The sequence below is a fragment of the Mycobacterium simiae genome (assembly GCF_010727605.1).
GTDB lineage: Bacteria > Actinomycetota > Actinomycetes > Mycobacteriales > Mycobacteriaceae > Mycobacterium > Mycobacterium simiae.
Map to the genome: position 1 here is coordinate 2,512,699 of NZ_AP022568.1, position 12,552 is coordinate 2,525,250.

The 12,552-nt window shown below is 66.9% G+C and carries 12 protein-coding genes; 6 read left to right on the plus strand and 6 right to left on the minus strand.

Annotation, left to right across the window (positions count from 1 at the left end):
- Window positions 1–3: 3 nt before the first annotated feature.
- Window positions 4–1,107, minus strand: a complete 1,104-nt coding sequence (locus G6N33_RS11620) for an LLM class flavin-dependent oxidoreductase (RefSeq protein ID WP_044509205.1) — start codon at window positions 1,105–1,107, stop codon at window positions 4–6.
- Between the two features lie 123 nt (window positions 1,108–1,230).
- On the opposite strand from G6N33_RS11620, the gene G6N33_RS11625 reads away from it, so the two are divergent.
- Window positions 1,231–2,448: a GNAT family N-acetyltransferase gene (locus G6N33_RS11625; RefSeq protein ID WP_044509204.1), complete on the plus strand. Its 1,218-nt coding sequence runs from the start codon at window positions 1,231–1,233 to the stop codon at window positions 2,446–2,448.
- Window positions 2,449–2,500: 52 nt separating this feature from the next.
- Here the strand turns inward: G6N33_RS11625 and G6N33_RS11630 are convergent, their stop codons facing one another.
- Window positions 2,501–3,436, minus strand: a complete 936-nt coding sequence (locus G6N33_RS11630; protein WP_049919095.1) for an alpha/beta hydrolase — start codon at window positions 3,434–3,436, stop codon at window positions 2,501–2,503.
- 119 nt (window positions 3,437–3,555) lie between these two features.
- Between G6N33_RS11630 and G6N33_RS11635 the strand changes: the two genes are divergently transcribed.
- Entirely contained in the window at window positions 3,556–4,521 is a 966-nt protein-coding gene (locus G6N33_RS11635; RefSeq protein ID WP_044509203.1) for a 2-hydroxyacid dehydrogenase, read from the plus strand.
- On the opposite strand, the gene G6N33_RS11640 is transcribed toward G6N33_RS11635, so the two are convergent.
- Complete coding sequence (locus G6N33_RS11640; protein ID WP_044509202.1) at window positions 4,470–4,760, minus strand: hypothetical protein; 291 nt, start codon at window positions 4,758–4,760, stop codon at window positions 4,470–4,472. The genes G6N33_RS11635 and G6N33_RS11640 overlap by 52 nt on opposite strands.
- A gap of 226 nt (window positions 4,761–4,986) precedes the next feature.
- Between G6N33_RS11640 and G6N33_RS11645 the strand changes: the two genes are divergently transcribed.
- Window positions 4,987–6,234, plus strand: a complete 1,248-nt coding sequence (locus tag G6N33_RS11645; RefSeq protein WP_081662134.1) for an MFS transporter — start codon at window positions 4,987–4,989, stop codon at window positions 6,232–6,234.
- Window positions 6,235–6,253: 19 nt separating this feature from the next.
- Here the strand turns inward: G6N33_RS11645 and G6N33_RS11650 are convergent, their stop codons facing one another.
- On the minus strand, window positions 6,254–7,195 hold the full coding sequence (locus G6N33_RS11650; protein WP_044509201.1) for an alpha/beta hydrolase: 942 nt from the start codon (window positions 7,193–7,195) through the stop codon (window positions 6,254–6,256).
- 90 nt (window positions 7,196–7,285) lie between these two features.
- Window positions 7,286–8,176 (minus strand): SAM-dependent methyltransferase, encoded by an 891-nt coding sequence (locus G6N33_RS11655; RefSeq protein ID WP_044509200.1) that lies wholly within the window; start codon window positions 8,174–8,176, stop codon window positions 7,286–7,288.
- 422 nt (window positions 8,177–8,598) lie between these two features.
- On the opposite strand from G6N33_RS11655, the gene G6N33_RS11660 reads away from it, so the two are divergent.
- Window positions 8,599–9,678 (plus strand): LLM class flavin-dependent oxidoreductase, encoded by a 1,080-nt coding sequence (locus tag G6N33_RS11660; RefSeq protein ID WP_044509199.1) that lies wholly within the window; start codon window positions 8,599–8,601, stop codon window positions 9,676–9,678.
- Here the strand turns inward: G6N33_RS11660 and G6N33_RS11665 are convergent, their stop codons facing one another.
- The gene (locus G6N33_RS11665) at window positions 9,679–10,398 is read right to left on the minus strand and encodes an NUDIX hydrolase (protein WP_044512642.1); all 720 of its coding nucleotides are present in this window, start codon (window positions 10,396–10,398) and stop codon (window positions 9,679–9,681) included. It lies immediately after the preceding gene.
- Window positions 10,399–10,526: 128 nt separating this feature from the next.
- On the opposite strand from G6N33_RS11665, the gene G6N33_RS11670 reads away from it, so the two are divergent.
- Both G6N33_RS11670 and G6N33_RS11675 read left to right on the plus strand, forming a co-directional pair.
- Window positions 10,527–11,987: an MFS transporter gene (locus G6N33_RS11670; protein ID WP_081662133.1), complete on the plus strand. Its 1,461-nt coding sequence runs from the start codon at window positions 10,527–10,529 to the stop codon at window positions 11,985–11,987.
- Window positions 11,966–12,538: a hemerythrin domain-containing protein gene (locus G6N33_RS11675; RefSeq protein WP_044509198.1), complete on the plus strand. Its 573-nt coding sequence runs from the start codon at window positions 11,966–11,968 to the stop codon at window positions 12,536–12,538. The genes G6N33_RS11670 and G6N33_RS11675 overlap by 22 nt, the downstream gene beginning before the upstream one ends.
- The last annotated feature ends 14 nt before the right edge of the window (window positions 12,539–12,552 follow it).

Here is a 12,552-nt window from a genome sequence, read left to right on the forward strand (position 1 = left end):
CCGCTACGCCGAAGCGCGGCGGAGATCGTCTTCGGCCAGCAGGGGCAGCACACCCTCGGCGAACCAGTACGCCTCCTCTAGATGCGGGTAGCCGGAGAGGATGAATTCGTCGAAGCCCACCGCGTGATATTCGCGGATCAGGTTGGCAACTTCTCGATGACTGCCCACCAGCGCGGTCCCGGCACCACCGCGGACCAGGCCGACTCCGGCCCACAAATTCGGGTAGATCTCCAGCTTGTCGAGGCGGCCGCCGTGCAGCGCCGTCATTCGCCGCTGGCCCTCGGATTCGGATTTGGCGTGCAGCGCCGTGGCTTTGGCGATTTGCTCTGCGGTCAGGTCGTCGAGCAAGTCGTTGGCGACGGCCCAGGCCGCGGCGGAGGTGTCGCGGCTGATGGTGTGCAGGCGAATCCCGAACCGGATGTTGCGGCCGTGCGCGGCGGCTTCCATCCTGACCTTGTCGATCTTGGCCGCGGCGGCCTGCGGCGGCTCGCCCCAGGTCAGATAAACATCCGCGAATTGACCCGCGATCGGCAGGGCGGCGGCGGAGGAGCCGCCAAAATAAATCCCGGGCAGGGGATCCGGCGGGGCCGACACCCGAGCATCCTCGACGGTGTAGTACTTGCCGGCGAAGTTGACCGATTCCTGCGTCCACACCGAGGTGACGACCTGGAGGAATTCGGCCGTGCGTGCATAACGCTCGTCATGACCGAGGTAGTCGCCGAAACGGCGTTGCTCGGCATCGTCGCTACCACTGACGACGTTGAGCAACACCCGGCCCTCGGAAAATCGTTGCAACGTCGCGGTCTGCTGCGCGGCCAGCGTCGGCGGCACCAACCCGGGACGAAACGCGACGAGAAACTTCAGCTTCTCGGTCTCGGCCAGCAATGCGGCCGAGGTCAGCCATGCGTCCTCACACCAAGTCCCGGTCGGCGTCAGCACGCCTTCGTAACCGAGCCGGTCGGCCGCGCGAGCGACCTCGGCAAGGTAGCGCCGGCTCGGCGCGCGATACCCGTCCGGCAGATCGCGATTCGACGAAGCATGTGACCCGCCGACGATCGAGCGGCTGTCGCCGGTGGTCGGCAGAAACCAGAAAAATTTCGGAGCCATCAATCGCCAAGCTAGGGGTCGGACAGCCGGAGAACAAATTGGCTCCACGGGTCCGACCGGTGCCTTGCCACTCCCGTGCGGGGCGATCGTTGCCAGCCGTGCTGCGCGCGTCATGATTGCCCGATGACGACCGAGATCCGGGTTCTCGACGGCGAAGAAGAGCTTCTGGCCGCGGCCAACGTGTTTCGCGCCGCGATGGTGGGTTTCCCGCCCATATCGGATCTGCCGCCCGGGCAAATCACCAAACTGCTCGATCCGGGCCGTACCGTCGGCGCATTCGTCGACGGACAACTGGCCGGCACCGCGGACGCGGCGACGAGCACGATGACCCTGCCCGGCGGCGCCGTGGTGGACCACGCCGCCGTCACACATATCGGTGTGTTGCCGACGTTCACCCGCAGAGGAGTCGCCACCGGCCTGATCCGCCATCAGCTCGACGACATCGCGGCACGCGGTGAGGTAGTGGCGTCGTTGCGGGCATCGGAGGCCACGATCTACGAGCGATACGGGTACGGTGTGGCCAGTTCGGCGCAGAGCGTTGAGATTCAGACGGCGCGGGCAACATTTCGCCCCGGCGTCGGTTCGGGCGGTCCGGTCCGGTTACTGCCGGCCGCCGAAGCTTGGGACAGCCTGCCGCGCATCTATGACACGCATCGCCCGTCCCGGCCCGGCACCATCGCTCGCCCCGGTGTCTGGTGGGAGGGTGTCCGGCTACGCACCGAATCATCCTCGGGCGCTTGGTATGTCGCGGTGCACGGCGCCCCGGGGGCCGAATCAGGATTCGTCCGTTACCGCCCCGTCGACACCGAGAGGTGGTTCGTCAGCAACCAGCGCACCATCGTCGTCGAGGACTTCTTCGCCCCCTCCACCGATGCGTACCTCGGTCTGCTGCGGTTCCTGCTCGGCCTGGATCTCATTGACCGGGTGAGGTTTTGGATGCTGCCCGTCGACGATCCGCTGCCGTCGTTGCTGGTCGACCGCCGTGCGGTCACGGTGACCGCCATGCTCGACGAAACCTGGCTACGTGTCGTCGATGCCGAGCGTGCGCTGGCGGCACGCAGCTACTCTGGCGGCGGGGCCGTCACGATCGCCGTCAACGACCCGCTGCTGCCCGGGAATTCGGCAACCTTCGCGATCAGCGATGACGGCGCCCAGCCGACCACCCACCGGGCCGATCTGCACGTCGGCATCGAGGGCCTGGGCGCCGTGCTGCTCGGTGGCACGACCTGGCGCAGTCTCGCCCTGGCCGGGCTGGCCCGGACCGACGATCAGCACGCGGTGGCCGTGGCCGATCGACTGTTTGCGGCGCCCGACGCACCCTACGCCGGGACGTTCTTCTGACCTCGCTTTCCCCGCCGGACCTGATTTGACACTGGCCCGTGACCCGGATACGTCAGGGGGCACAGCGCTGCATCACCAGCCGCACCCCGGCCACGACCAGGTCGGGCTGGTGAATTTGGATGAAGTGATCACTGCCCGTCGCGATCAGGTGCGGTGTCTGCGGCCGCAGCCCGATCAGCGCCGCCGTGCCGCCCCGCCAGGCATCTTCCAATTGCGCACTCTGTTCGGCCGACACGGTGCCGGGAACCGCGAACGGTTCGGTCCTGGTCAACACCACGGTCGGAACCGGCGGGAACGGCGGTGCCGCGGCAATCTGTGCGACGCTCTTGTCGATATCGATCACCTCGAACGTGGGCGCAGCCGCGAACTGCGGCAACGGTTCATCCAATTGCTGGCGGTAGATCGGCCACGCCGATCCCAGCAGGCCGGGTATCTCGGCGCCGAAAGCATCCACGAACACCACACCCTTCACCTGCTCGGGGTAGGTCTGCGCATAAAGGCGGACGAACAGCCCGCCCAACGAATGTCCGGCCAGGACATACGGACCGGGGATATGGGCGGCGGCCAGCAACGCATGCAGGTCTTCGACCACGTCCCGCGCGCTACGTGGCATCGGAACCGGCGAACTGCGGTCGGTAATGCTGGGCGGGTCGGGATAGCGCAGCGTGCCGGGCCGGTCGTAGGCGCAGACGCGATGTTCGTCGGCCAGCGCAGGCAGCACCGCGGGCCCCACCGCCGGGGCGGCCGCGTCGGACTGGCCCCAGGGATCCGACGAATTGTGATAGCCCGAGTCCAAAATGACTGTCGGCGAACCTCTTCCGTGACATTCGAGGTACATGTGCCGTCCGTTGCCGATGTCGATCGGGCCGGCGAAGTCACCGCCACCGGATGCCGTTGCGCCACGATGGTTCACTGCGGCGCAGCCCACCAGCACCGCTAGCAGTCCGACATACACGCCGGTCTTCCAGATCTCCCACACTGCCCGCATCGCGCTATTGTGCGGCCAAGCGCCGTGCGTGGCGGCATAGTGAGGCTATTACGACAACGGCGCGTCGCTGCGGAGCTCACGTTTTCCCGGGCTCGGTGACGGCGGGAGATAATGCACGGATGACGGCCAAGAAGGCAGACGACGTGTTGCGGATCGGCATCTTCGAACCCACCTTTGAGCAGGAACTGTCGGCACGGTACGAAATCCCCTCGCTCCCAGCGGGTCCGGAACAGGCGGAGTTTCTCGCCGCGCGAGGCGAACAATTTCGTGTCGTGGTGACCTCGGGCCTGGGCGGTGTCGACGCCCACACGATAGCCGCTCTGCCAAATCTACAGGCCATCGTCAACAACGGGGCCGGAGTAGATCGGATCGATCTGCAGGCCGCGCGGCGCCGGGGTATCGGCGTGAGCAACACCCCGGATGTCTTGTCGGACACCGTCGCCGACACCGCGCTGGGACTGATCCTGATGACGTTGCGCCGTTTCGGGGCCGCCGATCGCTACGTGCGCGCGGGTCGTTGGGCGCGGGAGGGGCCATTCGGGTATGCCAGAGATGTCAGTGGCCTTCAGGTCGGCATCCTGGGATTGGGCCGTATCGGTTCAGCGATCGCAACGCGGTTGCTCGGATTCGACTGTGCCATCGCCTATCACAACCGACACCGGATCGACGGCGTGCCTTATCGCTACGCGGAGTCACCGCTCGAGTTGGCCGAGTCGGTCGATGTGCTGGTCGTTGCCACCTCCGGCGATGCCGCCACGCGCCACCTGGTCAATCGCCGAGTGCTGGAGGCATTGGGGCCCGAGGGGTACCTGATCAACATCGCACGCGGCAGCGTGGTGGATCAGGATGCACTGGTGGAGTTGGTTGCCGGCGGTGGTCTGGGCGGAGCCGGACTAGACGTGTTCGCCGACGAACCCCGGGTGCCGGAGGCGCTGTTCGATTTGGACAATGTGGTGTTGTTCCCGCACATCGGCAGCGCCACGGCCCGCACCCGCCGGGCGATGGCGTTGCTGGCAATTCGCAATCTCGAGAGCTATTTGAGCACAGGCAAATTGGTGACGCCCGTGCTGCGTCCAGGCAAATAGCGGCGGCGCTCCCGCCGGCGCGGCAGCCGCCGCTGGACAGCGCCCAGTATCACGTCGCTGGGCTTGTCCGGCCCGGCGAACAGCCCGATAGCCAGCTGCATGACCTCGCTGCGACAGGTGTTTTGGCTGTCGATCAGCAAGTACCCGACGTCGACGCCGTGGCGCACGGGGCGCGTTCCGCGGGTGCGGTCGACGTCACCCACAGACACCCGAGCCGGCGCCGGGTTGGTCGGCTGCACCCGGGGAGGCCTGGAAACCGCGTCGGCGAGCCACTAGCTTTGTCTCGGTCATGATTCAAATCCGCTCCGACTGGGCAGACTCGATCTGACAATCGATGTTGTATCCCATACGGGAATAAGCGATTGATCCGCGCCGCTCTGCACGCAGAACGGAAGCTCGCGGAAGTGGCCGATATCACCGCAACTTGCAGTTCGTACGTTCAGGCGCGCAAAGACGGGTGCGAACATGGGGAGGAAAGCAGTGTGCAAGGCCAATGTGGCAGTGGTCCATGGAGTGGACCCGGGACCGATCACACCGCACGGAGGTGACGGGCGCGATGGATCCGGGCTGCTGTTCGGCTCGGTGCTGGCGGTCCTCCTGGCGACGGGGTGGGTGGCCAATCACTTCGTCGGGCTGATTCCCGTCATCAGTGCTCGCGAGCATCTCGGTCGCTCCACGCTCGACGCGATCTTCGCGATCTATGCCGTCGGACTGCTACCCGGGCTGATCGTCGGCGGGCGTGCCTCCGATCTGCTGAGCCGGCAATCGGTGGCATGGGCGGGGTCGATCACGTCGCTGGCCGGCACGGTCGCAATGTTGGTCTCGCAGCATGCCGACGTTCTGCTCGCTGGCCGACTGGTGGTGGGTGCCGGTGTGGGACTGGTGATCAGCTCGTGTACCGCGTGGGCATCGGACATGAGAGGGCCGGCGGGCGCGGGCATCGCGGGGGCGCTCCTGACGACCGGTTTCGCGGTCGGCCCTTTCGTTGCCGGGCTGGTTGCATCGGCAGGGCAGTCGGGATTGTGGCAGTCCTTTGTGATCGCCGCCGTGCTGATCATTCTGGCAACCATCGCCGCCGTGGTGGCGGCGTACCGCTCACCCGTGGTGACGGTAGCTACGCGGCCCCGCGTGGAGCCGGTCGCAGAGCGAAGGGGGATCGGCCAGGCATTGAGTTGGGCGCTACCGCTGGCGCCGTGGGTCTTTTCGTCGGTGACGCTTGCCTTCGTCACGATTCCTGCGCACGTGCATACCGGACTCGCCGCCCCGCTCGCCGCCGGCAGCGCCGCGCTGATTGCTAACGGCGTCAGTGGTGCAATTCAGCTGGTTGCCCGCGCCCGCCGGTGGGGGCCGCGCACCGGCGTCGTCGGTGCCGTATTGGCCGCGATCGGTTACTCGGCGACCGCGGTGGCGTTGCCGACGATGTCGCTGGCGGTTGCGCTGCCGTTGCAGGTGATTCTCGGGTGCGCGTCGGGCCTGCTGTTACGCGAAGGCTTAATCGACTTGGAAGCCGCTGCGCCGCAACGCCTGCGCGGCGCCTTGACCGGAGCCTTCTACACGGTGAGCTACCTCGGTTTCGGGCTGCCGATGCTGTTGAGCACCGTCGGGTCCGCCCGCCGTGACGCCATCATTCTGGCGGTGCTAGCGGTGCTGGCACTTGCGGCGGCCGCCGGTCGGGCCATGCGACTGCAACGAGACCCCCACCGGCGCAACTGATCCCGCCGACCCGCGAACGCTATAACGCGAGTGCTTGACGCAGCACCGCCAGCTTCTCGGCCTGCTCTCGCTTCGAGATCGCGGCGTCCTGAATCACCGCCGAGCCGTGGAAAGTGCCTGGAAACAAATGTAGTTCGACGCTGACGCCGGCGGCGAGCATGGCGAGCGCGTAGGCGACGCCTTCGTCGCGCAGTGGGTCGAAATGCATGACCGACACGTACGCCGGTGGCAGGCCCGCTAGATCGGTGGCTCGAGCGGGTGCGGCGTAGATCGGCACATCCGCGGTGCCGGCCCGACCGGGACCCAGATAACAGTCCCAACTGACGACCGCTCGGGGCCGGCTCCACAGCGGTGTATCGACGAAGTCGGTCATGCTGGCCGTAGTGAGCCGATCGTCGAGTTCGGGGACCGAGAGAAACTGAAACGCGATGTGCGGTCCGCCCCGATCGCGCGCCAGCAGCGCCAGCGCCGCACCCAGTCCCCCGCCGGCGCTGGTGCCCTGGATGGCGATGCGTTGCGGGTCGATGCCCAGTTCGTCCGCGTGGGCCGCCGTCCAAACCAGCCCGGCGTAGACGTCCTCCAGCCCGCCGGGGTATGGAGTTTCGGGCGCTAGCCGGTAATTGACGGAAACCACGACGATGCCGAGTTGCCGGCTCAATTCGACATTGAAGGCATGTTCGGTCTCCAGGTCGCCGGCGATGAACCCGCCCCCATGCAGGTGGTAAACCCCCGCCGGGGCGCTGCGCTGCTCGGGTCGGTAGATGCGAATGGGAACCTCGGGATCGCCGCTGCGACCCGGTATTTGCCGATTCTCGATCCGCACTCCGGTGGTGTCCGGTGGCGGAAACTGGGCGACCATGTCCGACAACGAGGCTCGGATGGCCACCGGGTCGCCGCCCGGGAGGTCGGGCAAGTACGGAACCACCGCGCCGATTTCCGGGTCGAACGCGTACGTCGTCATGCGGCACTCCTGAATCGCTCGGCGGCACGGTTGCCCAGTATCTTGCCGTCGCCCTAGCCGTCTGGCTAGGGCAATGCGATCGGCGCCGGCTCAGCGGGTGCGGACGGCGGTGAAGAATTTGTCCCGCAGCAGGCGCTCGAAGATCGGCGGCAGTCCGTGCAATTCCCGCCCGTATTCATGCGCCGCCTTGGCCATCAGGTCGACTCCGGTGACCGTCCAACCCCGGTCGGCCAGCCAGCTCTTGGTGTCCACCCGCGGGTCGTCGTACCACAGCTCGGCGACTGGGGGCAGCGCGGCGAGCTGCCTGATCGTGGCGGCGCCCTCGGCGAATTCCTTCACCTCACCCGGCTCCGGCCCCAACTCGGTGGCGACGTGACTACCGACCGCCGAGAGTTCGTGCAGCTTTTCGAACAGCGCGTCCTGAGCGGGACCGGGCAAATACGGCAGCAGTCCTTCCAGTGCCCACGCCGTTGGTAATCGCGGGTCGAAGCCCGCCGCGAGAAGAGCTGCCGCCCAGTCCTCGCGCAGGTCGGTCGCGACGACCGTTCGCTGGGTCAGGGCGGTGACGCCCCGCTCGTCGAGAACCCGCTGCTTGAACTCCAGGACTTGCGGCCGGTCGACTTCGTACACCGTGTAGTCGGCCGGCCACCGCAGCCGGTAGGCGCGAGAATCCAGACCCGCCGCCAGGATGACGGCCTGACGTGTCCCGGATTGCACTGCCTGCGTAAAAAAATCGTCGAAGAATCGGGTGCGTACCCCCACCCACCGCGCATTGAACCCTGCCGCGCTGTCCACATCGTTGGTGGCAACGGCGGCTGCGAGAGTCGGCTCGCCCGCCGCGGCGACAAAGCCCGCCGCGAACTCGTCGTTCGCCAATGGCGGCTGCAGCGCGGCATCCAGGGCACGCCCGGCGCAGACACTCAGCGCGGTAAGCCCGACGCTCGTCACGATGTCCCAGGTGTCACCGGCTGTTCGGGACATGCGTCCTCCCTCGTCGAGTAAGAAACCCGAGGCACCGCGCCCTGCCGGGCTAGAAACGAAGTTCGGGCAACTGACGAAAACTGTACACGCGGAACGCAGCTGGCTACCGCGGCCGCGAGGCAGACGGGTCGCGGCGAAATCAGCCGCTTTGCAAGCGAATCCGCCGGCATCGTTCGGCGAACGGGCATGGTGCGGCAAAGGCGGGCGGCGGCCGGGGCCCGCCGGATCAGGGCGCGGGAATGCGGCGGACGGTGCCTTGGTTGGCTTGGGGTAAGACTTCTCGGCGCAGGGGAGGCCGGCGTGCGGACGAGCGAGCGCTATTGCGGCGCAGTGCGAGTACAGTCGCGGCTGCCGGCGCCATGGAGAAGCGGCAGCAGCGGCCGGCATCCGTTCGGACAGTCGCCCACCGGTGAGGATCTCGGATGAAGTTTTTGTTGATCACGCTGATCACCCATGTCCCGGATCCGGTGTCGGGTGAGCGGAAGAGCACGGCGGACCGGCTGCGCGATGTGCTGGACAAGGCGGTGCTTGCCGAGGAGTTGGGTTTCGACGGCTTTGCCGTCGGCGAGCGCCATGAGGATCCGTTCATCTCGTCGTCGCCGCCGGTGGTACTGAGCAACATCGCCGCGCGCACCTCGAAAATCAGTCTGTTCACCGGCGTTACGACGTTGAGCCTGCTGGATCCGGTCCGCGCGTTCGAGGATTATTCGACTCTCGACAACCTCTCGGGCGGCCGTCTCGAGTTGATCATCGGCAAGGGCAACGGCGCGGCACAGGCTCAGCTGTTCAACGTGACGACCGAGGACCAATGGGAGCGCAACCGCGAGGGCTACGAGCTGTTCCGATTGCTCTGGGAGAGTGAGGATGTGACCTGGTCGGGGCGGTTCCGCCCACCACTGGACCACGTCAAAGCACTCCCCCGACCGCTGCAGAAGCGGATACGGATATGGCACGGCAGCGCGACGAGTAAAGATTCCGTCGACCTCGCGGCCCGTCACGGTGATCCGCTCTTCTCCGCCAACGTCATCCAATCCGTCGAGCCGTACGCCGAGCTGGTGCGCCACTATCGGCAGCGCTGGGAGTTCTACGGTCGTCGACCCGAGGACGCCCTGGTCGGCGCCGGCACTGCGGGCTTTTACATCACGCGCAAGTCCCAGGAAGCGGTCGACACTTATCGACCGATGTTCGAGGCGCGTCTGCAGTTTGCGCGCCGCGCCGGACTGCCGGTCGTGTTCGAGTCGATCGAAGATTTCCTCGAGCGCAGTTCGGCGTTGGTCGGCAGTCCCGAGCAGGTGATCGACAAGGTCGGTCGGTACCACGAGCAGCTCGGGCACGAAGTGATGCACCTGTCCGCCGATGCGGATGGGGTGTCGTCCAGCCAGCAGCGTCGCAGCTTTGAACTCTTTCAGTCCGAGGTCGCTCCCGTGCTTCGGCAGCGCATTCCCAGTCGCCCGCTCATTGCGCAGCAGATCCGGGAAGTGCCGCAAGTGCCTGTCGGGTAACTACTTCCAGGCAAAGACGGGCTGCTCGAGTTGGTCGACGGGATCGGATCGGCCTTCCAGGCACAGCCAACGCAGCTGGAGCAGCACGGCGCCGGTGGGCGCGTGGATGAGGTCATTGCCCAATGGGATTTGCACGACCGGTCGCGGACTCTCCGCGATGGTGATGAACCGGGGCGAGTCGGAGCGTTGCAGCTGGTGTAACCCGACTCGGTACACCGCCACCACCTCGTCGGGGGCGGGCTGGAGATCGAGCCGCCCGCCGCCCCACAGCACCACCGGGGTGATCACGTAGCCCGAGCGGGTCGGGTAATCGTCGAGCAGACCGAGCACGGTCACCGCGGGCAGCTCCACACCGACCTCTTCGCGCAGTTCACGCAGCGCTGCTTCGGTCGCCGTCTCACCGGGATCGACGCGGCCACCCGGAAGCGCCCACTGCGCTGCGTGCGAGGTGAGACGAGAAGCTCTGCGGCACAGCAGAAATGCCGCACCGCCGGAGACGTCGACCATCCGTCCGTCCAAGTGGGTCGCCGGCATTGGCCGCCCGGCGTTCCAGTCGGCCACCGACACCGGATCGACCCGGTCCTCACCCACCTCGGAATCGACCAGCACCACCGCGACGGCGGCGTGCCGCTTGGTCGGGTCGGTTACGACGCGGCGTTCGTGGCCGACCAGGTGCTCGCGGATCCGTTCCCGCAGCGCCTCGTCATAGGGGATGGGCACGGCTCGAGCCTAGGCCGAGACACTTCTCACAGCAGCGGGCCGGTACGCCCAGGTATAGTCGACAATACTTAGATGTCGGCGGCGGCCGAGCTCGTCGATCGATCAGCAACCATCCCGGTGAGGCAATCTTGGCAACGACGGCGCCGGTATCGGACGCCCGCGCGACGGCGACAGTCATAGTGGTCTCCGCCGCGGCCTTCCTGGCCAGCCTGGACCTGTTCATCGTCAACATCGCCTTCCCGGACATCCGCGGCGCCTTCCATACCGCCGACCTGGGCGCGATGTCGTGGATCCTCAACGGTTACACACTGGTGTTCGCCGCGTTCCTGACTCCGGCCGGCCGCCTCGGCGACCGTTACGGCCATCGCCGAGTGTTCCAAATCGGCTTGGCCGTCTTCACTCTCGGATCCGCCGCCTGCGGGGTAGCGGAATCGTTTGATCTGTTGCTGGCGTCCCGTGTCGTTCAGGCGTTCGGGGCGGCCATGCTGATGCCGAGTTCGCTCGCGCTGCTGCTGGCTGCGGTTCCCGCTTCGCGGCGCGCGCTCGCCGTCAGCACCTGGTCTGCGGTGGCCGCGATGGCAGCCGCAATGGGACCGCCCGTCGGCGGGTGGCTCGTCGAATTTTCTTGGCGTTGGATCTTTTTCGTCAACCTGCCGGTAGCAGTGCTGGCGCTGGTCGCCGGGCGTTACGTGCTGGCCAGAACGGCAGGCAGCGGCGTCGGGGTCCCGGATCTGTTCGGTGCACTCGCCCTGGTGCTGGGTGTCGGGGCACTGGTGTGGGTGCTGATCGAACTGCCCGTGACCAGCGTGCCCAGGGTCGTCGTCGCGCTCGTCGGCGCCGGGTGTGCTCTGGCCCTGACCATTTGGCGTTCGCTACGCCATCCGTCGCCGGCATTGGATCTGGCTGCCGTGCGGGTGGTGCCGATCTGGTCCAGCTGCCTGGCCCTGCTGCTGTTCGCCGCGGCGTTCGGCGCGATGCTGCTGGGCAACGTCATGCTGCTGACGTCGGTGTGGGGCAAGCCGCCGGCCGCCGCGGGTTGGTGCCTGTCGCCCGGTCCGGTGGTCGTCGTGTTCGTTTCGCTGACGTTCGCCCACCGGCTGATCGGAAAATACGGGGTTGCTGTGGTCGCCGCGACCGGGGCGACGCTCTACGCGGCCGGGATTGTGATCTGGCTGTTCCGGGTCGGCCCCGAGCCGCACTACCTCACGGATTTCCTTCCGGGCCAATTGTTTACCGGCGCCGGAGTGGGGCTGGTGATGCCCAGCCTCTCCGCGGTCAGCGGCCTGGTGCTGCCGGCACACCGGTGGGGCGCAGGCTCGGCGCTGACCAATACCGCCCGCCAGTTGGGGACGGTGTTCGGCACCGCGATCCTGACGATGATCTACCAACCGGGGATCGACTTGACCGCGATCCGGCGAGGATGGGCGTTCATCGTCGCGGCCGCCGCGGCATCGGCACTGATCGCCGTGGCGCTGGCAGTCTGGTGGAAGGCCACGGGCAGCGGGTTGACGGTATCCGCCGGCGTCGGACACGATGAACCGCAGGGCGCAGGAGCCGGGGAGGTGCAATGCCTGACATCACCAGGCTGATCCTCGCCGACCACGACTGGTTCCGTGAACAGTTCGCCCGGCTGGACGATCTGCAGGCCCAGACACCGCTCAACATCCGGGCGCTCGAGCGGGTGTGGCGTCCGCTTGCCGACAAACTCGATGTGCACGCCTACATCGAGGAGAAGATCTTCTACCCGCAACTGCTCCGGCGCGGCTCCGACGATCCCGAAGGCGAAACGCTGGATGCCATCGGCGATCACAATGACATCCGCGACGGCGTGCGCGACGCCAATACGGTCGGCATCGGGACCGAACTGTGGTGGCAGGCCGTCGGCCGCACCCGTAAAGCCAACGACGACCACATGGGCGAGGAAGAACGCGAAGGCCTGGCGGACTTCCGGCGCAACGCCCCGATCGGCCTGCGCGAGGCCCTCGGACGGCAATACCGGGAATTCATGGCCCAGCACCCGACCACCAAAGGACTCGAGATCGTCGACCGTGACCCCGAGGCCTACCTCGAAGAGGTGGCGCAACCGGATCCCAAGCCCTCGGACTCCTCGCTCGGGATTGGCAGCCTGAAGGGCTTGTGAAGCGGGCCGGGGCC

Coding starts and splice junctions, on each gene's coding strand:
- G6N33_RS11630 (WP_049919095.1), bottom strand. CDS start 3,436: ATGCGGGCAGTGTGGGAGATCTGGAAGACCGGCGTGTATGTCGGACTG.
- G6N33_RS11625 (WP_044509204.1), top strand. CDS start 1,231: ATGACGACCGAGATCCGGGTTCTCGACGGCGAAGAAGAGCTTCTGGCC.
- G6N33_RS11675 (WP_044509198.1), top strand. CDS start 11,966: ATGCCTGACATCACCAGGCTGATCCTCGCCGACCACGACTGGTTCCGT.
- G6N33_RS11635 (WP_044509203.1), top strand. CDS start 3,556: ATGACGGCCAAGAAGGCAGACGACGTGTTGCGGATCGGCATCTTCGAA.
- G6N33_RS11655 (WP_044509200.1), bottom strand. CDS start 8,176: ATGTCCCGAACAGCCGGTGACACCTGGGACATCGTGACGAGCGTCGGG.
- G6N33_RS11620 (WP_044509205.1), bottom strand. CDS start 1,107: ATGGCTCCGAAATTTTTCTGGTTTCTGCCGACCACCGGCGACAGCCGC.
- G6N33_RS11645 (WP_081662134.1), top strand. CDS start 4,987: ATGGGGAGGAAAGCAGTGTGCAAGGCCAATGTGGCAGTGGTCCATGGA.
- G6N33_RS11650 (WP_044509201.1), bottom strand. CDS start 7,195: ATGACGACGTACGCGTTCGACCCGGAAATCGGCGCGGTGGTTCCGTAC.
- G6N33_RS11660 (WP_044509199.1), top strand. CDS start 8,599: ATGAAGTTTTTGTTGATCACGCTGATCACCCATGTCCCGGATCCGGTG.